28 protein-coding genes are annotated in these 26419 nt (G+C 40.6%); 17 read left to right on the forward strand and 11 right to left on the reverse strand.

The genetic code is table 11. The features are described 5' to 3' along the window. Positions 1–10 precede the first annotated feature (10 nt). From atpA to C6347_RS01990, 4 genes are all read left to right on the forward strand, one after another. Positions 11–1519: a F0F1 ATP synthase subunit alpha gene (gene atpA / locus C6347_RS01975; protein ID WP_034660286.1), complete on the forward strand. Its 1509-nt coding sequence runs from the start codon at positions 11–13 to the stop codon at positions 1517–1519. Between the two features lie 88 nt (positions 1520–1607). Continuing rightward, entirely contained in the window at positions 1608–2474 is an 867-nt protein-coding gene (locus tag C6347_RS01980) for a F0F1 ATP synthase subunit gamma (RefSeq protein ID WP_034660284.1), read from the forward strand. A 24-nt stretch (positions 2475–2498) separates the two neighbouring features. Then, positions 2499–3920, forward strand: coding sequence for a F0F1 ATP synthase subunit beta (gene atpD / locus C6347_RS01985; protein ID WP_034660283.1), 1422 nt, complete (start codon positions 2499–2501; stop codon positions 3918–3920). 24 nt (positions 3921–3944) lie between these two features. Then, positions 3945–4340 (forward strand): F0F1 ATP synthase subunit epsilon, encoded by a 396-nt coding sequence (locus C6347_RS01990; RefSeq protein WP_106071342.1) that lies wholly within the window; start codon positions 3945–3947, stop codon positions 4338–4340. A gap of 40 nt (positions 4341–4380) precedes the next feature. On the opposite strand, the gene C6347_RS01995 is transcribed toward C6347_RS01990, so the two are convergent. Then, positions 4381–4887, reverse strand: coding sequence for a hypothetical protein (locus C6347_RS01995; protein WP_374955720.1), 507 nt, complete (start codon positions 4885–4887; stop codon positions 4381–4383). Between the two features lie 137 nt (positions 4888–5024). Here C6347_RS01995 and C6347_RS02000 point away from each other — a divergent pair, with 137 nt between their 5' ends. From C6347_RS02000 to C6347_RS02025, 6 genes are all read left to right on the forward strand, one after another. Next, positions 5025–5255: a DUF1146 family protein gene (locus tag C6347_RS02000; RefSeq protein ID WP_034660280.1), complete on the forward strand. Its 231-nt coding sequence runs from the start codon at positions 5025–5027 to the stop codon at positions 5253–5255. Between the two features lie 128 nt (positions 5256–5383). Beyond that, a complete protein-coding gene (locus tag C6347_RS02005) occupies positions 5384–6118 on the forward strand; it encodes a YwmB family TATA-box binding protein (protein ID WP_034660279.1) in 735 nt (244 codons plus the stop codon). Positions 6119–6150: 32 nt separating this feature from the next. After that, a complete protein-coding gene (gene murA / locus C6347_RS02010) occupies positions 6151–7458 on the forward strand; it encodes a UDP-N-acetylglucosamine 1-carboxyvinyltransferase (RefSeq protein ID WP_034660278.1) in 1308 nt (435 codons plus the stop codon). A 254-nt stretch (positions 7459–7712) separates the two neighbouring features. Continuing rightward, on the forward strand, positions 7713–8738 hold the full coding sequence (spoIID, locus tag C6347_RS02015; protein ID WP_106071343.1) for a stage II sporulation protein D: 1026 nt from the start codon (positions 7713–7715) through the stop codon (positions 8736–8738). 323 nt (positions 8739–9061) lie between these two features. Further along, on the forward strand, positions 9062–9760 hold the full coding sequence (locus tag C6347_RS02020) for a VWA domain-containing protein (RefSeq protein ID WP_080869567.1): 699 nt from the start codon (positions 9062–9064) through the stop codon (positions 9758–9760). A gap of 81 nt (positions 9761–9841) precedes the next feature. Next, a complete protein-coding gene (locus C6347_RS02025; protein ID WP_034660275.1) occupies positions 9842–10516 on the forward strand; it encodes a VWA domain-containing protein in 675 nt (224 codons plus the stop codon). Between the two features lie 52 nt (positions 10517–10568). On the opposite strand, the gene C6347_RS02030 is transcribed toward C6347_RS02025, so the two are convergent. Both C6347_RS02030 and C6347_RS02035 read right to left on the reverse strand, forming a co-directional pair. Then, on the reverse strand, positions 10569–12917 hold the full coding sequence (locus C6347_RS02030; protein WP_095285686.1) for an FdhF/YdeP family oxidoreductase: 2349 nt from the start codon (positions 12915–12917) through the stop codon (positions 10569–10571). Positions 12918–12999: 82 nt separating this feature from the next. Next, on the reverse strand, positions 13000–14265 hold the full coding sequence (locus tag C6347_RS02035) for an L-lactate MFS transporter (RefSeq protein WP_060597484.1): 1266 nt from the start codon (positions 14263–14265) through the stop codon (positions 13000–13002). A 134-nt stretch (positions 14266–14399) separates the two neighbouring features. On the opposite strand from C6347_RS02035, the gene fdhD reads away from it, so the two are divergent. Together fdhD and moaA are read left to right on the forward strand one after the other, a co-directional pair. Then, a complete protein-coding gene (fdhD, locus tag C6347_RS02040; RefSeq protein ID WP_060597483.1) occupies positions 14400–15188 on the forward strand; it encodes a formate dehydrogenase accessory sulfurtransferase FdhD in 789 nt (262 codons plus the stop codon). A 10-nt stretch (positions 15189–15198) separates the two neighbouring features. Beyond that, positions 15199–16206 carry a GTP 3',8-cyclase MoaA gene (gene moaA / locus C6347_RS02045; RefSeq protein WP_106071344.1) on the forward strand — a complete coding sequence of 336 codons (1008 nt, stop codon included), beginning with the start codon at positions 15199–15201 and terminating at the stop codon, positions 16204–16206. Positions 16207–16459: 253 nt separating this feature from the next. Here moaA and rpsN read toward each other — a convergent pair whose 3' ends face one another. The 4 genes from rpsN to C6347_RS02065 all read right to left on the reverse strand — a co-directional run bounded on the left by rpsN (position 16460) and on the right by C6347_RS02065 (position 18739). Next, entirely contained in the window at positions 16460–16729 is a 270-nt protein-coding gene (gene rpsN / locus C6347_RS02050) for a 30S ribosomal protein S14 (RefSeq protein ID WP_025093900.1), read from the reverse strand. Positions 16730–16745: 16 nt separating this feature from the next. Further along, entirely contained in the window at positions 16746–17942 is a 1197-nt protein-coding gene (locus C6347_RS02055; RefSeq protein ID WP_060597482.1) for a GTP-binding protein, read from the reverse strand. An 81-nt stretch (positions 17943–18023) separates the two neighbouring features. Beyond that, positions 18024–18173, reverse strand: a complete 150-nt coding sequence (rpmG, locus tag C6347_RS02060; protein WP_003214771.1) for a 50S ribosomal protein L33 — start codon at positions 18171–18173, stop codon at positions 18024–18026. A gap of 143 nt (positions 18174–18316) precedes the next feature. Next, positions 18317–18739 (reverse strand): DUF5362 family protein, encoded by a 423-nt coding sequence (locus tag C6347_RS02065; protein ID WP_106071345.1) that lies wholly within the window; start codon positions 18737–18739, stop codon positions 18317–18319. Between the two features lie 527 nt (positions 18740–19266). On the opposite strand from C6347_RS02065, the gene C6347_RS02075 reads away from it, so the two are divergent. Continuing rightward, positions 19267–19668, forward strand: coding sequence for a hypothetical protein (locus C6347_RS02075; protein ID WP_106061457.1), 402 nt, complete (start codon positions 19267–19269; stop codon positions 19666–19668). Between the two features lie 45 nt (positions 19669–19713). On the opposite strand, the gene C6347_RS02080 is transcribed toward C6347_RS02075, so the two are convergent. Beyond that, entirely contained in the window at positions 19714–20223 is a 510-nt protein-coding gene (locus tag C6347_RS02080) for a thioredoxin domain-containing protein (protein ID WP_106061459.1), read from the reverse strand. Positions 20224–20320: 97 nt separating this feature from the next. On the opposite strand from C6347_RS02080, the gene C6347_RS02085 reads away from it, so the two are divergent. Genes C6347_RS02085 through C6347_RS02095 form a run of 3 tightly spaced genes read left to right on the forward strand, consistent with a single transcriptional unit; the run spans position 20321 to position 23203 of the window. Continuing rightward, entirely contained in the window at positions 20321–22120 is a 1800-nt protein-coding gene (locus tag C6347_RS02085; RefSeq protein ID WP_106071346.1) for an ABC transporter ATP-binding protein, read from the forward strand. Position 22121: 1 nt separating this feature from the next. Next, positions 22122–22676 carry a MauE/DoxX family redox-associated membrane protein gene (locus C6347_RS02090; protein ID WP_060597478.1) on the forward strand — a complete coding sequence of 185 codons (555 nt, stop codon included), beginning with the start codon at positions 22122–22124 and terminating at the stop codon, positions 22674–22676. Beyond that, on the forward strand, positions 22673–23203 hold the full coding sequence (locus C6347_RS02095; protein ID WP_060597477.1) for a TlpA family protein disulfide reductase: 531 nt from the start codon (positions 22673–22675) through the stop codon (positions 23201–23203). Before C6347_RS02090 ends, C6347_RS02095 begins: the two co-directional genes overlap by 4 nt. A gap of 32 nt (positions 23204–23235) precedes the next feature. Here C6347_RS02095 and C6347_RS02100 read toward each other — a convergent pair whose 3' ends face one another. Then, positions 23236–23745: a GNAT family N-acetyltransferase gene (locus C6347_RS02100; RefSeq protein ID WP_060597476.1), complete on the reverse strand. Its 510-nt coding sequence runs from the start codon at positions 23743–23745 to the stop codon at positions 23236–23238. A 116-nt stretch (positions 23746–23861) separates the two neighbouring features. Here C6347_RS02100 and spoIIQ point away from each other — a divergent pair, with 116 nt between their 5' ends. Next, positions 23862–24758 carry a stage II sporulation protein SpoIIQ gene (spoIIQ, locus tag C6347_RS02105; RefSeq protein ID WP_060597475.1) on the forward strand — a complete coding sequence of 299 codons (897 nt, stop codon included), beginning with the start codon at positions 23862–23864 and terminating at the stop codon, positions 24756–24758. Positions 24759–24839: 81 nt separating this feature from the next. Here spoIIQ and C6347_RS02110 read toward each other — a convergent pair whose 3' ends face one another. Together C6347_RS02110 and C6347_RS02115 are read right to left on the reverse strand one after the other, a co-directional pair. Beyond that, positions 24840–25187: a P-II family nitrogen regulator gene (locus C6347_RS02110; protein WP_034660252.1), complete on the reverse strand. Its 348-nt coding sequence runs from the start codon at positions 25185–25187 to the stop codon at positions 24840–24842. A gap of 18 nt (positions 25188–25205) precedes the next feature. After that, a complete protein-coding gene (locus C6347_RS02115) occupies positions 25206–26414 on the reverse strand; it encodes an ammonium transporter (protein ID WP_066031626.1) in 1209 nt (402 codons plus the stop codon). Between the last annotated feature and the right edge of the window lie 5 nt (positions 26415–26419).

The following is a 26419-nucleotide window of genomic DNA, read 5'->3' on the forward strand; positions in this document are numbered from 1 at the left end:
TGAAACCTTAGTGAGTATCAAAGCTGAAGAGATTAGCGCGCTGATAAAGCAGCAAATCCAAAACTATCAATCTGAAATTGAAGTAAAAGATGTCGGTACAGTCATTCAAGTAGGGGACGGTATCGCGCGTGTACATGGCCTTGACAACATTATGGCAGGAGAGCTGGTTGAGTTCTCTAACGGTGTAATGGGTATGGCTCAAAACCTTGAGGAGTCTAACGTAGGTATCGTGATTTTAGGACCTTACAAAGATATCCGTGAAGGTGACGATGTAAAACGTACAGGTCGTATCATGGAGGTTCCAGTAGGTGAAGAATTAATCGGACGTATTGTGAACCCACTTGGTCAGCCTGTTGATGGACTAGGTCCAATCTTAACGAGCAAAACTCGTCCAATCGAAAGTGAAGCACCAGGCGTTATGGATCGTAAATCTGTACATGAGCCGCTTCAAACAGGGATTAAAGCAATTGATGCCTTGATTCCAATCGGACGCGGACAGCGTGAATTGATCATTGGTGACCGTCAAACAGGTAAAACATCTGTTGCAATTGATACGATCCTAAACCAAAAAGATCAAGACATGATCTGTATTTATGTAGCGATCGGACAAAAGGAATCAACGGTTCGTGGTGTTGTTGAAACACTTCGTAAGCATGGTGCGCTTGATTACACAATCGTAGTCACAGCTTCTGCATCACAGCCAGCCCCGCTTCTTTACCTTGCTCCTTATGCAGGTGTAACGATGGGTGAGGAATTCATGTATAACGGCAAGCACGTACTTGTTGTATATGATGACCTTTCTAAACAAGCGGCAGCTTACCGTGAGCTTTCATTATTGCTTCGTCGTCCTCCAGGTCGTGAGGCATTCCCTGGTGATGTTTTCTATCTTCACTCTCGTTTATTAGAGCGTGCAGCGAAGCTTAGTGACGAAAAGGGTGGCGGTTCTATCACAGCATTGCCTTTCGTAGAAACGCAAGCTGGCGATATCTCTGCATATATCCCAACAAACGTTATTTCAATCACAGATGGACAGATTTTCTTACAATCTGATCTCTTCTTCTCAGGCGTACGTCCAGCAGTAAACGCAGGATTGTCTGTATCTCGTGTAGGTGGTTCTGCACAAATCAAAGCGATGAAAAAGGTAGCAGGTACACTTCGTCTGGATCTTGCTTCTTATCGTGAGCTTGAAGCATTCGCTCAGTTTGGATCTGATCTAGACCAAGCGACTCAAGCAAAATTAAACCGTGGTGCTAGAACAGTTGAAGTCTTAAAACAAGACTTGAACAAACCGCTTAAAGTTGAAAAACAAGTAGCGATTCTTTATGCACTTACAAGAGGATACTTAGACGATGTCGCGATTGCTGATGTCAAACGTTTTGAAGCTGAGTTATTCATGTACATTGAAGAAAACCATAAAGACTTGTTTGACACCATCTCTCAAACAGGAAACATGCCTGCTGATGAAGAGTGGAATACAGCAATCGAAGGCTTTAAACGTACGTTTGCACCAAGCAACTAATTAGTAATCTTTCCGAGAGAAAAAGATTCTCTTTTTCTCTCTTTTCACGTAAATGAACACGGATTCCTGAAAAAAGGTGGTGAAATCTTTGGCCTCATTACGCGATATAAAGTCAAGGATCACGTCAACGAAAAAATCGAGTCAGATCACAAAAGCGATGCAAATGGTATCAGCTGCGAAACTGAATCGTGCTGAAAACAATGCGAAGTCTTTTGTTCCTTACATGGAGAAAATCCAGGAAGTGGTTGCTGCAATCGCAACTGGAACAAGTGCTAAGCACCCAATGCTTCTTTCAAGACCTGTCAAGAAAACAGGGTATCTCGTCATTACATCTGATCGGGGGCTTGCAGGACCTTTTAACAGCTCGATTTTGCGTGCCGCTTACCAAACCATTCAATCTCGTCATCAATCCGCTGATGAATATGCGGTGATTGTGATTGGTAAAATCGGACGCGACTTCTTCAAAAAGCGCGGTATTCCAGTTATTTCTGAAGTAACAGGGCTTGGAGACGAAGTAGCGTTTGCTGATATTAAAGAATTAGCAAGCAGTACAGTTCAAATGTTCTCTGATGAAGCGTTTGACGAACTTTACATGTTCTACAACCACTTTGTCAGTGCCATTTCACAAGAAGTAACAGAGAAGAAATTATTGCCGCTAACGGACCTTTCGGCCGCAGCGACACCAAATAAACGTTCCGCATCTTATGAGTTTGAGCCTTCTGAAGAAGAAATTCTTGAAGTTCTCCTTCCTCAATATGCAGAGAGTTTGATTTTCGGTGCGCTTCTTGACAGCAAAGCAAGTGAACATGCTGCAAGGATGACAGCAATGAAGAGTGCAACAGACAACGCAAAAGAATTGATCGACAACCTGACACTCTCTTATAACCGTGCTCGTCAAGCAGCGATTACACAAGAGATTACAGAAATTGTCGGCGGAGCAGCTGCCTTAGAATAGAAATAATTGTCAGGAGGGAATGCAATGAAAACAGGACGCATCAGTCAGATCATGGGACCAGTCGTAGACGTTCATTTTGAAGACGGTCACTTGCCTGAGATTTATAATGCGATCAGAGTTTCGCATAAAGCGGAAAGCGAAAGTGAAGTTACTATCGACTTAACTTTAGAAGTAGCACTACATTTAGGTGATAATACAGTCAGAACCATCGCAATGGCATCAACAGACGGTGTGAAGCGCGGTATGGAAGCTGTAGACCTTGGAAAACCAATTTCAGTACCAGTTGGTAACGTAACACTTGGACGTGTATTCAACGTACTGGGAGATAACATTGACTTAGATGAGCCACTTGGTGTGGAAGCTCAAAGAGATCCAATCCACAGACAAGCGCCTTCTTTTGATCAACTTTCTACTGAAGTTGAAATTCTTGAAACAGGTATCAAAGTTGTTGACCTTCTTGCTCCTTACATCAAGGGTGGAAAGATCGGTCTATTCGGTGGAGCCGGTGTAGGTAAAACCGTTCTGATTCAAGAATTGATCAACAACATCGCACAAGAACACGGCGGTATTTCTGTATTCGCTGGTGTTGGAGAGCGTACACGTGAAGGAAACGACCTTTACTACGAAATGAAAGATTCTGGCGTTATCGAAAAAACAGCCATGGTCTTCGGTCAAATGAACGAGCCGCCAGGTGCACGTATGCGTGTTGCCCTAACTGGTTTGACAATGGCAGAGCATTTCCGTGATGAACTAGGTCAAGACGTATTGTTCTTCATCGATAATATCTATCGTTTTACACAAGCAGGCTCTGAAGTATCAGCTCTACTTGGACGTATGCCTTCAGCGGTAGGTTATCAGCCGACACTTGCAACAGAAATGGGTCAGCTGCAAGAGCGTATCACGTCTACAAACGTAGGATCGGTTACATCGATTCAAGCGATCTATGTACCTGCGGATGACTATACGGATCCAGCTCCAGCAACAACGTTCGCTCACCTTGATGCAACGACAAACCTTGAGCGTAAGCTGACTGAAATGGGTATTTACCCAGCGGTTGATCCTCTTGCTTCAACATCTCGTGCACTTGCACCTGAGATCGTTGGTGAAGAGCATTATGCCATTGCGCGTGAAGTGCAGCAAACATTGCAGCGTTATAAAGAACTACAAGATATCATTGCCATTTTAGGTATGGATGAATTATCTGAGGACGATAAGCTTGTGGTACACAGAGCACGTCGTGTTCAATTCTTCCTATCTCAAAACTTCCACGTAGCAGAGCAGTTCACTGGCCAAAAAGGTTCTTATGTGCCATTGAAAGAAACTGTTAAAGGCTTCAAGGAAATCTTATCTGGTAAATACGATCACCTTCCAGAAGATGCATTCCGCTTAGTTGGACGCATTGAAGAAGTGGTTGAAAAAGCCAAAGAGATGGGTGTAGAGGCCTAATCTGGTCCTTAGGAGGGTAAAAGCATGAAGACCGTTCAAGTCAATATCGTTACTCCCGACGGCCCAGTGTATGAAGCGGATGTGGAAATGGTCAGTGTCAGAGCAGAAAGCGGTGAGCTTGGTATTTTAGCTGGCCACGTTCCAATGGTTGCTCCGCTAAAAATCGGTGCAGTTCGCTTAAAACATAGTGGATCAACTGAATTGGTTGCAGTAAGTGGCGGATTTGTTGAAGTTCGCCCTGAACAAGTAACCATTCTTGCTCAGGCCGCTGAAACATCAGATAAAGTTGATGTCGATCGTGCTAAATCAGCGAAACAGCGTGCTGAAGAGCATTTGAACCACCCGAATGAAAGTGATGTACGCCGGGCGGAACTCGCATTAAAACGGGCGTTAAACCGTTTAAATGTAGCAGGGATATAAAACAGAAAATCCTTCTTATCACAATGATAAGAAGGATTTTTTAGAATGACATGAGAGATTGGTACATCGACACATACGGGTGAGAATCCTGTTTTTCAAGATATAAGTGCTCGCAAAACTGCGTACTATGCCACGTTTTATTGTGCCGGCGCAAACCAAGCGTATATTGATGCGGAGAGTCCATATAAGGCCGCACGACCCAGTCAGCATCTGAATGATGACGGAGGACAACCTCTCCCATATACACACTCATCATCGCTTCTAATGCATCTATTGGCATTTTCCACTCAGCAAACAGCTGCTTGGTAAATGCATCAAAGTATAGTGATTCTAACTGATACAGGCTTTCCTCAGAATAATCCAAAGAAATGTTATGAAAATGACACAATTGCGCTAATTCTTCTAGCTGTGTCTGTCTATAATCAAAGTAGAAAGCAATGGCCTCCCATTCATGATCAAATGAGGGAACCAGTTCTCCGTACAAATCAACAAAGTCAGGAAAAGAATCTTTCAATGTGTTCAGCTCCTTCCACACGCAGTATATCATCTCCCTGGCACCAGGATAAGAGGGGATTTACTCTAAATATAGCTCTTTTTTCCAAATGATTCATCTTTCCGATTTTCGAGGATATAATGAAAGGGAGTTTTCCTTTACAGAAATAAATAAAAGGAGGATTCAACTGTATGGAAGACGTAGGACAACAAGCCATCGTGAGTATTGTGATCCACCTGTTTTTTATTGCGGTAACATGGTGGGCATTGCTTGCCGTAAATATTGATCCACTGATTAAAAAAGGGAAAATCGTTCAGGCAAGATTGCTGATGATGCTCATTACCATTGCCATCGCATCTGCAGTCAGCAATTTCTTCCTTGATTACTTAAATTTCTCTAGACAAATTCCTTATATGTTCTAACATAAAAGGTTTGGTCACTACCTTATGCGGGAACGTAAAAAGAAGCGTCAAAAGTATGGCCTTTGATGACTTTTCCACGTATGCATAGACCTCCTTGCGGCAACACTTGTAGCAAGGGGGAATGACAAGTGAGAAAGTATGTAAAAGGTTGGCCATTATTTGCGTTTATTCTTTTTTTTGTTCTGATGATTCAAGGTGTTCGTGCGGAAGAATCTTCTCCGCTCGCCCAAATAGCAGAAGGTCTGAAAAACCAGCAAATTGAAGTAGATGGATGGACCCTTCACGCCAAAACAAATGTAGACATTTCATCCGAACAATTTTCAAAAAAAGTGCAACGTTTGAAAGACGAACTACGACAGTATGAGTGGACCGAAAAAGAAGAGAAACATGTCACCAAAGTCACAGGAATTTACAAAGATGAAAAAAATGATACTTTATCGAAAATTTTACTCGTGAAGACCGACACAAAATCCAATCAAAAGTCGTATTTATTATATGAGCAAAAAGGTGCTCGCCCACTGAATACCTGGGAGCATACATATGATCAGTTCGTACGTCATGCAAAAAGCATATTACAAGAGAAATTTGTAATTTTTACTTGTCTCGATGGTCATGTAAATGGTATGATGGATGTTGTTTTGCAAAAAAAAGCTGAAACGTTAGCAAATGAATTTCAAGCAAAACCAGTTGAGTATCTCGTTGAGTCTAATTTTGTGTCGCTTTCCGCTTACACAGATAAGTGGGAACAGTTCATTATGACTTCAAATGATAAAATGAATGTTCAAATTGCCATCAGAAGTTCGGAAATGAACGAAAATCATACGATTACGGTTGGCACACCAATCGTAACGACTGAATATTAATATAGAGAATTTGGGACGCGGAGGGGAAGACCTTGGAAAAAATCATCGTCCGCGGCGGTCAAAAGTTAAACGGCACAGTTAAAGTAGAAGGCGCAAAAAATGCCGTTTTACCAGTTATCGCTGCATCTTTGTTAGCAAGTACAGAAAAAAGCGTAATTTGTGATGTACCTACGCTCTCCGATGTATATACAATCAATGAAGTGTTACGTCATTTAGGAGCAGAAGTACATTTTGAAAATAACGAAGTATCAGTGGATGCATCTCATGCACTAGAAACTGAGGCTCCGTTTGAGTATGTCCGTAAAATGCGAGCGTCTGTGCTCGTCATGGGACCACTTTTAGCAAGAACAGGTCATGCAAGAGTTGCATTACCTGGAGGCTGTGCGATTGGTTCAAGACCAATTGACCAGCATTTAAAAGGCTTTGAAGCAATGGGAGCTAAAATTCAAGTAGGAAATGGTTTCATCGAGGCTGAAGTAAAAGGCCGTTTAAAAGGTGCGAAAATCTATTTGGATTTCCCAAGTGTCGGTGCAACTGAAAACATCATCATGGCAGCAGCATTAGCTGAAGGAACAACGATTTTAGAAAACGTAGCAAAAGAACCTGAAATTGTTGATTTGGCAAACTACATCAATGCCATGGGCGGTAAGGTTCGCGGAGCTGGTACTGGTACAATCAAAATCGAAGGTGTGGAAACACTTCACGGTGCAAAACACAACATCATCCCTGACAGAATTGAAGCAGGTACTTTCATGGTGGCAGCAGCTATTACAGAAGGAAATGTTCTTGTAAAGGGCGCAGTGCCAGAGCACATGACATCACTTGTAGCAAAAATGGAAGAAATGGGTATTCAGATCATTGAAGAAGAAGAAGGTTTAAGAGTCATTGGACCATCTGAGCTCAAGCCAATCGATCTAAAAACAATGCCACATCCTGGTTTCCCAACGGATATGCAATCTCAGATGATGGCGCTATTGCTTCGTGCGAACGGAACAAGCATGATTACAGAAACGGTGTTTGAAAACCGCTTTATGCATGCTGAAGAATTCCGCCGCATGAATGGCGATATTAAAATTGAGGGTCGCTCTGTGATTATCAACGGGCCGGTTCAACTTCAAGGTGCTGAAGTATCAGCGACTGATTTAAGAGCAGGAGCAGCACTTGTACTTGCTGGATTAGTAGCAGAAGGTCATACACGTGTCACGGAGTTGAAGCATATCGATCGTGGTTATGTGAACTTCCACCAGAAGCTTGCAGCAATCGGTGCAGATATTGAAAGAGTAAACGATGAAACAGCAGATGTGACACAAGAACAAGTTGTATCAGATCTGAACGCGTAATTATAAAGAAATCAGTGTGTCCATGGGGCATGCTGATTTTTTTTAGAATCATAGAATGCTTTATTTTTAAAGCTTATCATTAGTGTATCCAACCATCTTAAATTTTATTCATAAAGACGAACAGTAAAATCAGTTGATAAACAGCCTCATATCTTCATCAAAAGACTTGTCCACTGAATGAAAGAAGCTGTCATATTAGCTTGTCCCCGCCCATAGGATAAAAGAGATTCAATGACAAATGGGGGCAGCCAAATATGAAACCAATGATATGGACAATCGCAGGAATATGCATCATTATTTTAATGATTCCAACTTTACTTGTGTTGCCGACGTTTCAAGGGAAACCGGAGGTAAGCCAGCATGTATCAGCGGAGCCATCAGTTAAAAAAGAAGTGAAGGGTACAGTCAAATTGAAGCAATCACCCGTCGCTATCCCCGTCTATCGTTCAGCTCATCAGCAGGTAGAAAACATCCCCTTAGAAGAGTATGTGATCGGTGTCGTAGCGTCTGAAATGCCAGCTGATTTTGAAATGGAAGCACTCAAGGCACAGGCACTCGCTGCAAGAACGTATATCGTCAGACAAATGATCATCGATAAGACCGTCAAATCACCAAAGGGCTCTCTTGTAGATGACACCCAAATGTTCCAAGTTTATAAAAACAAGCAGGAACTCAAGAAAATTTGGGGGAAAGCGTACAATTGGAAGTTAAAAAAAGTCACAGAAGCTGTCGCCAGCACACAAGGAAAAGTGCTGACTTATGATGAGAAGCCAATTGATGCCTCATTCTTTTCAACAAGTAACGGAAAAACGGAAAATGCCGAAGCTTATTGGAAAAACGAAATCCCATATTTGAAAAGTGTCTCAAGTAAATGGGATGAAAAATCGCCAAAATTTCAAAATAAGAAAACCATCCCAGTTAGTGAATTTCAGCAAAAATTAGGTGTGACGCTCACTCAGCAGGCTCAGGTAGGACAGATAGTAGAACGGACGCCAGGAAATCAAGTAGCGAAAGCCGTAATAAACGGTAAAACACTGACAGGCAGAGACATTCGAGAGTCACTAGGACTTCATTCAGCGGACTTTACATGGGAACGACAGGGCCAGCAAATTATCATTACGACAAAAGGGTATGGCCATGGGGTTGGAATGAGTCAGTATGGTGCGCACTATATGGCACAGTCAGGCAAAAAAGTAGAGGCTATCGTGAAACATTATTATAAAGGGATTCAAATTGAATCAGCTGAACGTTTTCTCAACACGTATATGGCTAAAAAATAAAGCAAAGGTGCCTCAGAAATGAGGCATCTTTTTTTGTGTTCCAAGAGGTTTGAACAGAATGTGTCAATTTGCGACTTAAGACGCACCTCAGGAAATCTTAAACATTTACGTCCCGACAAGAACCGATGGCCGATACAAAGCCCCTCGAAAGAAGGAGAAAACAAAAGAAAAAATGATGTGTTAGGTGAATATATCTAGACAACTGACAGATTTTTAGTGATTTTGATGAAAGAGAAAAAGGGACCGAGTCCTATACCATTCCAAGACAGAATATTTTACGATTAAGATGTTTCAATTAAATACATAAGGAGGAAGGAAAAATGATGTTGAAAAAAGTATTTACACTCGTAACCTTAGCTGTATTGACATTATCTATGTCAATCTCTTCACCAGTATTTGCAAAAGCATCTACAGTCAAAAAACATAACAAAGATGTAAGAGTTACTATCTTACTTGATGCAAGTGGAAGCATGGCAAGAAAAGTAGAGGGAGAACGCAAATTTGACCTCGCAAAACAAGAGGTATTTAAATTTGCTCAGTCACTTCCAAAAGACGCTAAAATTCGTATGAGCTTGTTTGGCTCTGAAGGTAACAACAAAAATTCAGGTAAAGCTCAATCATGTGAAGTCATTAGAGGCGTTTATGGCGTACAGCCTTACGAAAAAGAAAGCTTTGAAAACTCTTTAAACGGACTTGGACCAAATGGCTGGACACCGATTGCTCGTGCTCTTGAAAATGCAAAGCAAACGGATGAACAGCTTAATGGTGGAACAAAACATATTGTGTACCTAATCACTGATGGTGAAGAAACTTGTGGCGGAGATCCAGTAAAAGTAGCAAAAGAATTGCATAACTCAAAAGGATCGACTGTTGTTAATGTGATCGGATTAGACTTTAACGATGGCTATGAAGGTCAATTGAAGCAAGTAGCCAAAGCGGGTAAAGGCCAATACTACCAAGCAAGCACTGGTAAAGAAATGGGTTCTATCTTGTCGGCAGAATCATTAAAACTACACGAATAACTTGCTGAACAAAAGGGAAACGATTGATGTATGCTATCGTTTCTCTTTTTCTGTACAAATGTAAAAGGGAGGTTTTTATGAATGAAACGAAATATTGTATTAACCATTTTGGCTAGTCTTGTCCTGCTTCTTTCTTCACCAGCTCATGCTGTGACAAAACAGGAGCCTGCTCATGTGGTGATATTACTTGATTTAAGCGGCAGCATGGCACAATCAGTTGAAGGCGAAAAGAAAATCGATATCGCCAAACGTTCTATTCAAAGCTTCGCAAGTATTTTATCAGAAGATACACAAGTCCTGCTACGTGTGTTTGGTCATGAAGGAACCAATAAAAATGCAGGAAAAGCAGTTTCTTGTGGAAGCTCTGAAGCCGTTTACGGATTTGGATCATATGAGCCATCAACATTTCAGCAAGCACTGAATGTGTATAAGCCGACCGGCTGGACACCACTTGCAAAAGCATTAACAGATACGAAACAAGATTTTGAAGATCACCAGGCTGAAGGAAAAAATATTGTCTATGTCGTCAGTGATGGTAAAGAAACTTGTGGAGGAAGCCCTTCACAAGCAGCAAAGGAATTACATGAAGACGGAATTGACACCATTGTCAATATCATCGGCTTTGACGTGAATGAAAAAGAAGCAAAAAGTCTAAAGTCTGTTGCAAAAGCGGGTGGTGGACAATATCAACCGGCTGCGAATGCCGAAGAATTGAATCACATTCTACAAAATGAAGCGAGCGCTTTTGGTCAGTAGGATATGAATGGGAGCTGGGGATTGTTTTCCCCAGCTGTTTTTTAGTTGAAGATCAATTCAAAGTAGTTTCTAATTCATCAATTCGTTTCTCCACGTAGTGCTGATCTTTTCTTGCATGAAAAGTTTCGGCTTTTTCTAATATGGCCGCCGTATTATACTCGGGAATCTGTGAGTAGCTCTCATACACACCCTTTGGAATTAAAACGTTCCCTTCAGGCCAATAAACAGCGATATTGCCACGTTTCAAATCCCCGAATTGAGCCACTCCTTGATAGGACCCATATTGATTAAACAAGACAACTGGATCACCTTCTTGGACATAAAGTTCTTTTGCATCTTCGTTATTCATCAAGATAGAATGACGCTTCCCACCATTAAAGGCATCCTTTTCACTATAGATCATGGAGTTGAATTGCTTTCCTCTTCTTGTCGTGATATTAAAATGTCCTTCCGTTTTTCGGTATTGAGGCAGCTGGGCAGGAAGAAGATGTCCTTTGCCGTCCGGTGTTGGACACTCCCCGTCTTCACATAGCCATGCGCCACCCCATTGAAAAACGTCTCCTTTATGACGCAAATGCTGGATGCCGTCATAGTTTCGATTTGCGACCGCAATCTCACGGCGAATGTCTTCAGCCGTTTCGAAATGAATCAGCTCAGCATCTTCTGGCCGGACTCTTTTTGCAAGATCAATATAAATGTCCCATTCTGCTCTGGCTTCCTCAATACGAGGTCCTTCAATTTCTGGACTGAAATATACCATGCGTTCCGTACTAGTTGATGTACCGCCGCCTGGCTGTTCATATCTTGTCATAGCAGGCAGAACAATTACCGTCTCTTCTGCCTCTACAAGTGTAGAGGTATTCAAAATGATATCTTGATGGACACGGAGTTCAAGCTCAGATAAAGCTTTTTCGATCGCATCTGGATTTGGCATCGTTTCTAAAAAGTTTCCGCCGCTCGTAAATAGCATTTTGAGTTTTTGCGGATGTTCTTTTGGGAGAGCCATTTTCTCAAAGGATTGCCCAATGGTGTCACCATGCCATTTCGGAATGTCAAACCCCCAAATTTTTTCGATTCTTTCAATATTCTCTTCATCAAAATCACTGCCCGGCAAAACGAATGGATCAGCACCCATTTCACCAGAACCTTGAACGCCGCTATGCCCTCGAATTGGCATGACACCACAATGTTTCCTGCCAATAAATCCACGTAACATAGCAAGGTTGGCGACCTGTGATATATTATCAGTTGCAAAGCGGTGCTGGGTAAGGCCCATACTCCAAATAAAAACGCCTGAATTGGCATTGGCAAGGAGGATCGCAAATTCCTTCATTCTTTCTTTTGATAAGCCTGATGATGCTTCTAGGTCCTCCCACTTCAACTGTGCGACATGCTGCTTTAAATCCTGTATGCCGGTAGTATGGGCTTGAATAAATTCATGATCAAGAGCGGAATGGGGAGCATGCTGCTCCATGTCAAACCAATGTTTGATGACGCCGTTCATAAACGCAATATCGCCGCCTATATTGACTTGATAGAAATCATCCGCGATTTTTGTGCCGAATAGAGCACTTTCTGGAATAGAGGGAACCCAGTACTTTTCCATGGCAGGCTCTTTGTACGGATTGATGACAATAATTTTGGTTCCTTTCTTTTTCGCCGCATACATATATTTAGTGGAAACGGGCTGATTGTTTGCTGCGACAGATCCCCAAAAAATTAAGACATCTGTTCCGATCCAATCGTTGTAATTACAGCTGGAGGCTCCTATACCAAGGGATCGTTTAAGAGCGGTTTTGCTCGGTGAATGACAAATGCGAGACGCATTATCAATATGATTTGTCCCGATAAAGCGAGCTGCCTTCGCAGCGGTATAATAGACTTCATTTGTAATTCCTCTAGCCGTTAAATAGAAAGCGAGCTGCCGTTTATCAATTGATTTGATTTTAGCTGCGATTTGATCTAATGCATCATCCCAGGAAATACGCGTAAAGGCATTGTCACCTTTTTTTCGAATCAGTGGATAAGGAATACGGCCAAGTTTGCGAAGAGAGGTGCTGTCCATTTGTTTGAGCTGTTGAATATCTTCGAACCATTTTGGATCAATAGCTGGCATTGTATTAAGACGAAGTACATTTAGTCTTGTGGTGCATATATGAGGTCCTGCGAGCGTTTGGTCATATAACCCTGAAACACCCAGGGCACAGCCATCACACACGCCCTGCGTTAAAATACGATATGCATAGGGGAGATTATCCTTGTTTTCCCATGCCACTTTCATCGTATCTCGAATGTGTTTCGGTTTTACTTTCCCAAGCCCCATAGGCGCAAAAGAGGCCCATAGCTTTGGTGAGGGTTTTTTATTAAGCTTAATAGGCCCCTTATGTTTTGTTTTCCCCATGATATCATCACCCTCCTATTACTTTATGAAGCGTTTTCATATCTAAAAATTACCTTTAGATTGTGATTCTGTCAAATTCAAATTAAGGTCGGGCTGAGACAGAAGAAGTAGCAGTAAGGTTTGTTTCTCTAAGCTGTTGAATATCTTTCCTTATGAGAAGAGATATGATAAAAGCGATGAAAAATAAGCCAGAGAACACCATCAGACTTTGCGTGTAGTTACCTGTTATATCTCGAATAAAGGATGAAAATAAAGGTCCAGCTAAACCAGCAGCGGCCCAGGCAGTCAGAATATAACCGTGTATGGCACCAAGTTGTTTCGTGCCAAATAAATCCCCAATATAGGCTGGAATTGAAGCAAACCCTCCTCCATAGCACGTATAAATGATCGCCATCACGATTGAAAAGACGAGCGGTTCTTTTAAATAGGGGAGTAAAGGAAAGGCAATGAGCTGGATACTAAAGAAGATTGTATACGTATTCGGCCTTCCGATATAATCTGAGAAGGATGCCCAGCCAATCCGCCCTAAACCATTAAAAGCACCTAAAATACCAACAAGGGCAGCTGCAGCACCTGCAGTGAATCCAACACTTTCTTGTGCAAGAGGCGATGCAACTGAAATAATGGCAATTCCGCATGTGATATTAATAAAGAGCATGAGCCACAAATAATAAAAACGTCGTGTTTTGATCGCTTCATTTGCTGTAAGCTGTGATAAATCCTGAGGGATTTTTCTTTGATTTGTTTTTAACACGTCAAACTGTTTGACGTCTTCAGATGTTGGTGGTGATAAATAAAGAGATGAGATCACCATGATCATAAAATAGGAAATTCCAAGAATGTAAAAGGTATTTGCGATGTTCACTTTTTCAATGAGATATTGGATAATTGGGCTGCAAATAAGAGAAGCAAATCCAAAACCCATAATAGCTAAGCCGGTTGCAAGTCCTCTTCGGTCCGGAAACCATTTCACTAAAGTTGATACAGGTGCAATGTAACCTACTCCTAATCCTATCCCAGCGAGTACACCATAAAATAAATAGAGGAGAGGGAGTGAGGACATGTGGACAGCGAACCCTGATCCTGTCATTCCGATACCGAAGAAAATGGCTGAGAAAAGCCCCGATGCTCTTGGACCATATCTTTCAACGAAATGCCCCATGAAAGCAGCAGATAATCCTAAAAATAAAATAGCAATACTGAAGGTCAAGCTTATTTCTGTCAATGACCACTGAAAAGCTTGATGTAAAGGATTCGTAAAAACACTCCAAGCATAAACAGACCCAATAGATAAATGAATTCCTACAGCACTTGTTGCAATGAGCCAGCGATTTTTCGATTTGTTCATTTTGTTCCCCCCATATAAAGCAATCAAAAAGTTTGATAAGATAGGAATATGTTACAATTTTATGACTTTTTAAAATAATATCATAATTTGATTGGATCATATAACTAAATTTGTGCTGAAAGGAAGATCATACAATGAATCCTTCTGTTAAAAAGAAACGAGTCATACACCAATACAGTGAAGGCCAATTTACTTGCAAAACAGATGAAGTTGTAGAAGAATTCCCTTTAACTGTGATCGTGAATGGAGAGGAATTTGTGACACTTGTTTGTTCACCAGATCATTTGAATGAATTGGTTATCGGTTTTTTAGCTTCAGAAGGAGTCATTCGATTTGAAAATGAGATTAAAAGGTTTACAATAGATGAAAGTATGGGCTTTGCATATGTTGATTTAGTTCACCCAAGCGGATTTCAGTCATCAGATTTTACAAAGCGAGTGATTGGTTCTTGTTGTGGGAAAGGGAGACACTTTTATTTTCTCCAAGATGTGAAAACGGCAAAAACAGCCATTGATCGAATCAACATTTCTGCTGAAACCTGTATGCATCTAATGAAGTGTTTACAAGAAGAAAGCCAATTATTTCAACATACTGGTGGTGTGCATAATGCTGGACTGTGTGACACAGAGAAGCTATTCATCACTAGAACTGATATAGGAAGACATAATGCTTTAGATAAAATCTATGGATACTGTTTACTTCATCGAATTCCACTTAGAGATAAAATCCTTGTGTTTAGCGGCCGGATATCGTCAGAAGTTTTATTGAAGGCAGCAAAACTAGGAGTGTCGATCGTCATCTCAAAATCAGCACCTACTGAGCTGGCGCTTAATATGGCAGAAGAATTAAATATCACGACAGTTGGATTCGTCAGAGGAAAATCTTTTAATATCTACACTCACCATCAGCGTATTACAGAATAGGAGGCAAAGTATGGACAGTATATTGGATAAGAGACATCGACCATTGCGCGATTTAAGAATATCAGTAACAGATCGCTGTAACTTTAGATGTACGTACTGTATGCCTGCTGAAATTTTTGGACCAGATTATCCTTTTTTGAATAAAGAAGAACTGCTTAGTTTCGAAGAAATTGAACAGCTTGCTACCCTTTTTGCAAAGGACTTAGGTGTGGTGAAAATACGCATCACGGGTGGTGAACCTTTAATGCGAAAAGATTTGCCTATCTTAATAGAAAAGCTCTCAAAAATTCCAGGAATCGAAGACATTGCTATGACAACCAATGGAACGCTTTTACCTTTATATGCTGATAAGTTAAAGAAAGCAGGTCTTCAGAGAGTCACCATTAGTTTGGATTCATTAAATCCTGACCGTTTTATGCAAATGAACGGAAGGAATATTTCTATCCAAAAAGTGTTTGATGGGATTGAGGCTGCAAAAAAAGCTGGACTTGCTATTAAGATCAATATGGTTGTTCAAAAAGGTGTGAATGATCAGGATGTTTTACCAATGGCAGCTTACTTTAAAAAAGAAGGACATGTTCTCAGATTTATCGAGTTTATGGATGTTGGAAATACGAACAAATGGAATCTAGAGCATGTCATGACAAAGAAAGAGATCATTGGTCTAATTGATTCAACATTTCCTATCAAACCAGAACCTCCTCAATATCCAGGTGAAGTAGCCAACCGATTCTTTTATAAAGATGGTTCAGGAGAGATAGGCATTATTTCTTCTGTTTCAGATGCTTTTTGTGGAACATGTAACAGAGCGAGGCTTTCTGCTCGCGGTGAATTGTTTACATGTCTTTTTGCATCGTTGGGTTTTGATCTGAAACGGGTGATTCGCTCGGCTAAAGATAATGAAGATATAAAGAATATATTGAAGGAACTATGGTCGAATAGACATGATCAATATTCAGCCGAGAGAGAACAGAAGAAAGATCAGAAAAAAGTTGAAATGTCATACATCGGTGGGTAGTGACAACAAAGTATCATGATCATGTATTTTTGAAAAGAAGAGAAAAAGTCATAATCATTGTTGACAATCTTTTTTTGAAATAGGTCTATTCATCTTATGAATCCAGTCATTATAAAAAACCAGCAGAAACTCTGCTGGTTTTTAAAATGTTATTTTGTAGCTCAAAAAGGTTTAGAAATGCCTGGAAAATAGAATTTTAAACATTTTTTGCTACTTTACTTTTATGAGAGCTGTGATAAGATCAACTCAATCTTTACCAGCTCGATTTTTTTACTCCTGGGATGTGGCCCTTATAGGCAAGCTCACGAAAAGCAATTCTAGACATTTTAAATTTTCGTAAGTAACCTCTAGGGCGGCCGGTTAATTCACAGCGGTTTTTTAAACGGGTAGGGGAAGAGTCTCTAGGTAATTTCCGTAAAGCTTCATAGTCACCTTTTTCTTTTAACTCTTTTCTTAATTCTGCATATTTCAATACAAGCTGCTGCCGCTTTTTTTCTTTAGCAATCTTAGATTTCTTTGCCACTTAAAACCCTCCTTTTTTAATGTTGGATTTTCCATTGAAAGGGGTCTTCAAATGTAGTCCAATCTTGATCAAATTCTTCAGGTGTGAGTAAGCATTGATCTAGTGTGCGAATGATATCTGCTTTAGGCAAATCTACGCCGATAAACACAAGTTTTGTATGCCGATCACCAAATTCTGCGTCCCACTCGTCAAGAAGCTCTGGTTCTTGCTTTAATATCCGTGCCTTATCTTGCTCAGGCAAGGCAGCAATCCAGTATGCAATTGGTTCAATCGCAACAGATTTTCCGGCCTGTGAAATTAAAATGGTTAAATCATGATGTGTGGCAAGCCATGTAAATCCTTTAGCGCGAACTATTTGCTCTGGCATCTGATCTAACCAATTATTTAACCTGCCAGTATGGAAGGGGAGTCTTCTTTCATAAACAAAAGATGAGATTTGGTATTCTTCTGTTTCCGGCGTATGCTGAGAATGCCCGGCGTTGATTTCTTTGATCCAGCCAGCAGAAGCACTGGATTTTTCAAAGTCAAATAAACCAGTATTCAAAATGTCACTTGGCTGTACTTTACCTTTTGAGGTTCTGATGATAGATGCTTCTGGTTGAAGTGTGGTCAGCACGCGCTCAAGTCGATCTAATTCTGAGTTTGATACTAGATCACATTTATTTATAATCAGCACGTCACAAAATTCAATTTGATCAATAAGTAAATCGGAAATTTCTCGTTCGTCATCATCGGAAACGGCTTGTTTACGGTCTAATAAACTTTCTCCTGACTGGAAGTCGGTCCAGAAACGATTCGCATCTACAACAGTGACCATCGTGTCTAACCGGCAAAAGCGTGTCAAATCTATTCCCATTTCTTCATCAATATAAGAGAAAGTTTGCGCGACTGGAATTGGTTCACTAATACCTGTTGACTCAATGACAATATAATCGATATGACCAGTCTTACACAGGCGTTCTACTTCGATTAACAAATCTTCTCTCAATGTGCAGCAAATACAACCATTAGACAATTCAACTAGCTTCTCATCTGATCGAGAGAGCTCACCGCCTTGTTTGACTAGTTCTGCATCAATATTAATTTCGCTCATGTCATTGACAATCACAGCTACTTTTAACCCTTTACGATTTTGTAGGACATGATTTAATATTGTTGTTTTTCCTGCACCTAAAAAACCGCTTAATACTGTAACAGGTATTCGCTTATTCATTTCTTTCTGTCCTTTTAACCATACTCATTTTGATTTCCGCCTCACTTAAAAAGTAATGATTACGATTTAAAATCTAAAAAATTATTTTGTTTCTCTATGAAGGGTATATTTCTTTAGCCGAGGAGAATATTTTTTTAACTCCAGTCGGTCCGGGTTCGTTCTTTTATTCTTTGTTGTGATATAGTTTCTGTCACCCGTTTCAGTACAGGCTAAGGTAATTTTTACGCGCATCAGTAATAGGATCCTCCTTTAATTCGTAATGGTTACGATTTGTATTTTAAAATGATCAAGGCGGAATGTCAAGCTTAGTAGGATGAACAATGCCAAATGATCAAACAAAAGGGGTATCGAATGTTCATTGATACCCCTCTCCATTAATAAAAGTCTCCAAGCTCTTGTTCGTATTCACCTTCGTATTGCTGGACGTCACTAGGAATTTCTTGAAGAAAGGCTAGGCCACCTAATATCAGCATCAAGATAATGACGATGAATGAGAGAATGACTGTGACAATACTTGATATGGCAAATAGCGTCTGCATTTTCATCATCTTAGCATATTGTTCTAATAACTCTTCATAAGAAGTATCAGGAGCTTGAATTAATTGTTCAGCTGCGTTTACAGATTTTTGTACATGGATTCCCATCATAATGAGGAAGACGCCAAGGGCAGCAGGAAGAACAAGCCAAAAACCAATAAGAATAGCTAGGCCGCCTGAAATATAGAGAAATATACTACCAACTTTTCCCCACTTTGTGATCGAATGAAGAGATTGAATGATTTTCTCAGTTTGTTGCAATGGTGTTCACTCCTTTATGTATTCACTCTTTATCATACTTGAGCAAGTAGTACTTTAGGAAGAGTGAATGTAGAGCAATTAAAAAATATTTCTATCTTCACTTTACTATTTATGGATAAATAAATTATCTTCAAATAAGAAAAAAGTAACATTTACTATAAATTTTAACGACAATTTATGTCATAAATAAGATTAGTAGTTAAAAATAATTAGTAAATTTATCAAAATATGTTGTTAGTTGTATTGTAATTGGTTATTATTGTGTTGTGTTACCATAAAAATTGGAAGGTGGAATTCATATGTTAGATCGTTTCTTAAACAAAATGACCAATGTTCAACCTGCAGCTTCAAGATGTATTTTACAAAAATTAGTCACTTCATGCAAATCAGCGCCAACTTGTTTCCTTCAAGGTGTTGGAACTTTCCGTTACTACGTGGATCGTGATACAGGTGAGATATGTACTAGCCAAGAACGCGTTAGATGTGGCTGCTAAATTCAAGGATTTTATTTAATAGGATGTGAACGCATGAGCATATCTTCAATTTCATTTTTAACAAATGCTGTGCAGACGTCAAACAGTCGTCAAGCGGGTCAAACATCAAATTCTTTTTTAAACCAAGCTGCGAAAATTGTTCAAGGCGACCATTCTCCAGAAGAGAGAAAGGCATTATTTCAACAACTGACTCTAGTTCAGCAAGGAAAAGATTTAGAGCTTCATGTGTCTAAATTAAAGGAACTAGAGAAAGAGGTTCAAAAAGAATCGTCTTCTTCGTCTGTTACTGTGAATCAGCATGGTGACCAAGTAGACATTTCAAATGAGGCTCGCAGTGAGTTTGAACAAGCTGAGGAACAAGCGACAGCTTCAAGTGAAGCGAGTGAAATCGCAAGGGAAAAGGATCAGGATGTTCAGGCAGATCCACACCAATAAAAAAATGAGGCGTGTGTTTGTTGTCTTCACATGCCTCATTTATGTTTATTTTGCAGAAATCCTTGAATAAAGACCATCCGGAAAAGGGGCTGCATATGAGATTGTTTCATCTTCTTCTACCATGATGTAATATGGAAACTCTTCAATCTGGAAGGCGCCTATCATTTGTTCGTCCACTGAGATAACTTGCATGATGGTTTGGCTATCACGATATAATTCTTGATCCTCTTCTTGCCCATTCTTTAGCAAAATACTAAAAGAAATGTCTAATTGACGCTGCCTTTTCGTTTCTAGGAATTGTTCCAGTGATGGGATGCAGTGCGGACATGCTGTGTCAGTGAATATAAGCAGCTGTTGCTTGTGATTGGTTTGCAGCAAATCATTCATTTGAATAGGTGATGGTTTTTCAATTAGCGGATGAACAAGTTTTTGTCCGACATGCTGGATCGGTAAGATGATTAATTCCATCTGGTGTTTTAAATAGATGATGATTCCGATCGTCAATAAAAGACTGCAAAGAATAAGAGTGAGCTGTAAAAGTAAGATTGAATTCATCGTTATCGTCCTCTCAGAATGAAGTTACGCAGAGCTATCATAATATAAATATCAAAAATATGTCAATTATACTAAATGGTGTAAGGTGGAGCGTTTGATGAGTACAGTGAACCATTGTTTATATGCAATCTCCTATACTTGGAAAAGAAGTCGATCATATCTTCTGTTAACTCTATTGATCCAAGTGATCGTTGGTTTTATGCCTTTGGCTAGTGTCTGGATTATTCAAACATTGATTAATGAAATTATTTTATTCATGACTTCTTCAGGAGACATTCAAAAGGTCTTAAGGTTATTTGGGTTGCAAATGGTCATTGTGGTTTTAGGATATGGGCTTCAATTCATTCTTCAACTTAGTCAGCAAAAAGCGACAAATTTGATTGGTTTGCATTTGAAGGGTGAATTGCTTCAAAAGGCAATCAGGCTGCCATATATTACATTTGAACATCCGTCTTTTTATAATGAAAGTCAACGTGTGATGAACAGTCATCAGCATGTTCTGAGTATGGTTAGAAGTATTTTTACAATCATGAGCGCATTGATTACTGTTGTATCACTTCTCATTTATATGATCGGTATCCATTGGGGTTTGGCGGTCATTCTGATCTTATTTACCCTGCCTGTCTTGTGGATTGAGCTCTTCTTTGGAGGCGCACGGTATCAACTAAACCGCATGTTAACTGCTAACGATCGAAGAGAAATGTATGTGTCCGACCTTGTTGCACAGCGAGATTCATTGAAGGAAATCCGTTTATATGGAATAGGACATTATCTTCTTCAAAAATGGAAAGGTCATTATGTAAAAAGTGCAGATGAAAAATATAAATTACTAAAACGGCAGGTTCGCTGGGAGATGGCGGGCGGATTGCTTATGACATTTGCCTATGTGTGCTGCGGTCTTTTTATTGTCTTTCTTATCTTTCAAAAAAAATTAGCAGCGGGTACGTTTGTCGCTGTGCTCCAAGCTGTGCAAAATATTCAAAGTGGTTTTCAAGACTTAACGAGGGAATGTTCTAGTTTATATGAAACGAGTCTCTATATTGATGAAATGAGAACTTTTCAAAAGAGAGAAGAAGAAATTGATGAACAGACAGAGAAAGAGGCATCGCTTCGGAGGATTGAGTGTATTCGGTCCATTACGCTAGAAAACCTCTCTTTTACCTATCCGAATATGAAAACGCCTGCTATTGAGCATATACATTTTCATATCAATAAAGGTGAACGCATTGCATTGGTGGGGGATAACGGATCAGGTAAGACGACCTTGATTAAATGTTTGACCGGTTTATATGATCCAGACAAGCCGAATATGCAAAAGGTCAATGGTGAGTCTATTTCGACCATTTATAAAAAATCATATCATGCGAGAATGGCTGTCCTTTTTCAAGATTTTATGAAGTACGAATTCACTGTGAAAGAAAACATTGGATTTGGCCGTATCGACGAAATAGATGAGGAAGAGCGCATGGTGTCAGCTGCGCGGCAAGCAGGCATAGAGAAAAGAATTCATCAAATGGAAGAAACATACGATGCGCAGCTTGGCCGGTTTTTTGAAGAAGGTCATGAACTGTCTGGCGGACAATGGCAAAAGCTTGCGATGGCGAGAACCTTCTTTAGAGAAAGTGATTTTATCATTTTAGATGAACCGACTTCTGCTCTTGATCCGCTATCGGAGATTTCACTCATTCGAAAGCTATTCGATCATACGCAGGATCAAGGGGTCTTGTTTATCACACACCGTATGGGAGCGGCCCGCTTAGCAGACCGCATTATCGTGATGAAAGATGGTGCTTTCGTTGAAGAAGGGAACCATGAAGAGCTGATGGCGCTAGGTGGAGAGTACAAAAGGCTTTATGAGGCACAATCTCAACTATTTCAACAAAAGGAGATGGCGTAAGGTGAGTGTCTTTTATTTTATAGGTGTCTATTTCTTAGGAATCATCTTTGCAGGTGCATGGCTTGATAAAGTGAGAAAACAAACGGCGCATATGCAACAGATGAATGCTTATCGGCTGCTGCCTTCTGCGCTCACGGCGCCAATGTTTTATTTGTTTTTGACTATTGAATTGGCTTGTACTGGTCTATTGTTCGTATGGAACATGTCTCTTGTACCTGCGATTGGTCTTACAGCACTTTTATGTACCTATACTGGAGCGGTCACTTTCAATTTATTGAGAGGACATCGTAACATTTCATGCGGCTGTGGAGGTTTACTTGAAAATGACCGTCTTCACTGGGGAATTGTGATTCGTAATGTGTCGATGCTGGCTCTTGTGATTGGCTTGTTTTATGTGCATCCCTATGTAGAAACAATTCCATGGCAATTTCACATTATTTGTTTTCTGATTGCAGTGGCTGTCTGTTTCATTATAGCGGTGGGAAAAGACATCATGATGTTCAAAAGAAAGTGGAATCAATTTGAATCATTTATAGAAGGAGACCAAGTGAAATGACAGATATTCTACTGATTATTGTGTTATTCATTGTCATTGCTCAGCTGGCTGTGGTGTTTTTGCTTGCCCGCTTTATCGGAAAATTTATGAATAAAATCAAAACTCTTGATGGGATTGAATTAAAGGAAGCGGATGTTGGTGATGCGGCGCCGTTATTTCGAAGCTATACACATTTAGGGGATAAGGTCATTTTAAAGGAATATTTGCAGAGCGGAAGAGCCGTGATGCTGTTATTTGTGAACTCTACTTGTATGACATGCAAAAGCATTTTGTCTGATATGAAGCAGCACATCTCTAGCGACGATACTCAATTCATTTTGATCAATGGAGATGAACAAGGAGATGATGCATCGCTTCTTCAATTGCTGCCTGATCAAGCTGTGTATGTGCGCTCTTCGCAAATCATGGAGCTGTATGGGGTAACTGTTGTTCCGCAAGCGATTCTGATGGATGAACATGGCATCATCCTGCAAAGAAAATCTCTTCAAAATGCGAAACAGTTTGAACAGCTGTTACATGCTTCATAAAAAAGCGTCTCTTTGTTGGAGAGACGCTCGTTTTATAATTCTTTTCCTAGAATATCTAAATCGTACCTGCTGCCGTCCATTTCTGCGATACGTGGCAGGTGACCCCATGTCTCAAAGCCGTGCTTTTTAAATAATTGAATGCTGGCTTCGTTGTGCCCGAAAATAAAGGCAAGTAACGTTCGAATGCCTAATGAAGGTGCCAACTCAATGGCCTCTTGTAAGAAAAGTGACCCTAAGCCTTTCCCTCGATCGTCTTGGTTTAAGTAAATACTCATTTCAACGGTCCCGTTGTATGCAGGTCTTCCGTAAAACGTTTCAAAGCTGAGCCAGCCGTAGATATGTCCATCCTCATCTGTTTTCACATAGAGAGGTCTTTTCTCTGAATGATTCAAAAACCATTGCCGGCGGTCTTCAACTGAAACTGGTTCTGTGTCGGCGGTTACTTCTCTTGAAGCAATGGTTGAATTGTAAATATCAACGATCGCTTTGAGATCATCTTCTGTTGCTATGCGGTTGAAAGTTTTCACAATAAAGTCCCCCATCTTTTTTTCATTCATCATACATATTATTGGTGCGATTGCGCAAAATAAAAAGAAAAATGATTTCGTGTGTATATATTTTTTGAAAAGTGTTCAGAATGTTGCTGAGGTGATGAAAAATGAGAGAGGAAGAAAAGAAACGTACTTCCAAAATCACAAAAGTTCAGCAATTTTTCCGTAAGCGCTGGGTATTCCCTGCTATTTACTTGGTCAGCGCAGCGGTCGTGTTAACAGCCGTTCTTTGGTACCAAGCTGTATCAAAAGATGTGAAAGACCAACTATCTGATGGAAATCAAACAGGGCAAGAACAGCGTGATGATGCCGTTGAAGTTGGAAAGCCAATTGAAAATGTTGCAATGCCGGTCCAGAATTCTGATAATGTTTCTGTCGTGAAAAAGTTTTATGAAGCAGATGCTGATCAAAAAGAAAAAGAAGCAGCACTTGTAAACTATAATAACACCTATACCTTGAGCAAAGGTATTGATCTTGCAGATAAAGATGGCAAAGTGTTTGATGTCACAGCTGCTCTTAGTGGAACAGTGGTTCAAGCGAAAAAAGATCCAGTTCTCGGTCACGTCGTTGAAATTGAACATGAAGATGGATTATCGACTGTTTATCAATCGTTGTCACAAGTGAGTGTCAAAGAAGGCGATGAAGTTAAGCAGAATGATGTCATCGGTGCTTCTGGTAAAAATCTTTATGGTGCTGAAAGCGGCAACCATGTGCATTTTGAAATTCGTATGGAAGGTTTAGCGCTTAATCCACTTAGCTTCATTGACAAGCCTGTTTCGACTATTGAAAAGGCCGCGCAAGAAGTGACGGAAGAAGCAAAAGAACCTGCTCAGCCAAAAGCTGATGAAAAAACGAAGGAACCTGCTGGTGAAGATAAGGCCAAAGAGCCTGCTGGAGAAAAATCTGAAGAAAAGTCTGATGAGAAGGGGAAATCCTCTGATCAAGAAAAGTCTTCTGATTCCTCTAAAGACAGCAGTCAATCTGAAGAAACAAAACAATCTTAAAGCCTTGCAACCTCTGTGTATGAATTATGCAGAGGTTTTTTTCTGTCTTAAAAAAATCCCCCGCACTTGGCGGAGGATGGTTTATAGGGCGGCAGGTCCTTCTTCACCTGTCCGAATGTTGATTGTATTTTCTATCTCATATATAAAAATTTTCCCATCCCCTGGTTCGCCTGTACGAAGTACCTTTTGAGCTGTTTCTACGACCAGTTCGACAGGTACTTTGCTTAGGACGATTTCAATCTTTAATCGTTCGTACACATTGCTTTCCTTTTTGACGCCGCGGTATAGCTCTGTATGTCCCTTTTGTAGGCCGCAGCCGTGCACATTCGAAAAGGTAATTGAGGTGACACCAATCTTTCCAAGCTCCACCTTTAATGTTTCAAAATTGGCTGGACGTGTGACAATCTCCACTTTATACATTTTGCTCATCGAGACACCCCTTTTTCTTTAATCTTGATAGGCTTTTTCACCGTGCATGGTTAAATCAAGGCCCACTGATTCTTCTTCTTCGGTTGCACGAAGCTTGAAGAAGAGATTGACCACTTTGATGATCACGTATGTCACAACGGCTACAAAGGCGTAGGTGGCAACAATAGCGACTACTTGCTTCCAAAGTAAGCTGGCATCTCCGTAAAATAAGCCATTGGCTCCGCCGTCATTGACAGAGGTTGTTGCGAAAAGTCCAGTTGCAATACCTCCCCAAGTCCCGCCAATTCCGTGAAGCCCGAATGCATCCAGTGCATCATCATAGCCAAATTTGGCTTTGAGTGAGAAGACTCCCCAGAAACACACGATCCCGCCGATGATTCCGATGATAATAGAAGCAAATGGGGTGACAAAACCTGCGGCAGGTGTAATCGCGACAAGACCTGCGATGGCTCCAGAAATCGCGCCGAGCATGGTCGGCTTTTTGTTGATCATCCACTCTACTAACAGCCAGCCGATGATTCCTGCAGCAGCAGCTGTATTAGTGTTAATAAAGGCATACATCGCGACACTGTCTAATGTAAGGGCACTTCCAACGTTAAAGCCAAACCATCCAAACCAAATGACAGCTCCGCCAAGAAGGGTGTAGATCAAATTATGAGGAGAAGAGTTTGCTGCTTCTTTACGCTTCCCGAGCACAATCGCCACGACTAGACCCGCAACACCAGATGAAATGTGAACCACGTTTCCTCCAGCGAAGTCAAGTGCACCCATTTCGCCAATCCAACCGCCGCCCCATACCCAGTGTGCGACTGGCGCGTATACAAATGTGACCCAAAGGAGTGTAAACACGACGACCGCTGAGTAGCGAATTCGTTCAGCAAAGGCACCTGAGATGATGGCTGTTGTTAAGACGGCAAAGGTCATTTGGAACATCATGAACAATGAATGTGGAATGGTCTCACTGTAGGAACCAGGTTCAAAGCCAACGCCTTTTAGTCCAATCCAGTCTAAGCCTCCGATCCATGCATTGCCTGGCGCAAAAGCCAAGGAATAGCCAAACATGATCCATACGATGGAGACGATTGCTAGTGAAGTTAAGCTGTGCATGGTTGTGCTTAAGACGTTTTTACTTCTCACGAGTCCTCCGTAGAATAAGGCTAAACCCGGTGTCATTAACCACACGAGTAGTGCGCAGAAGAACATAAATACTGTATCACCCATTTGCATGCTGC

It is taken from the genome of Bacillus sp. NMTD17, from assembly GCF_002998735.1.
Lineage (GTDB): Bacteria > Bacillota > Bacilli > Bacillales > Bacillaceae > Bacillus.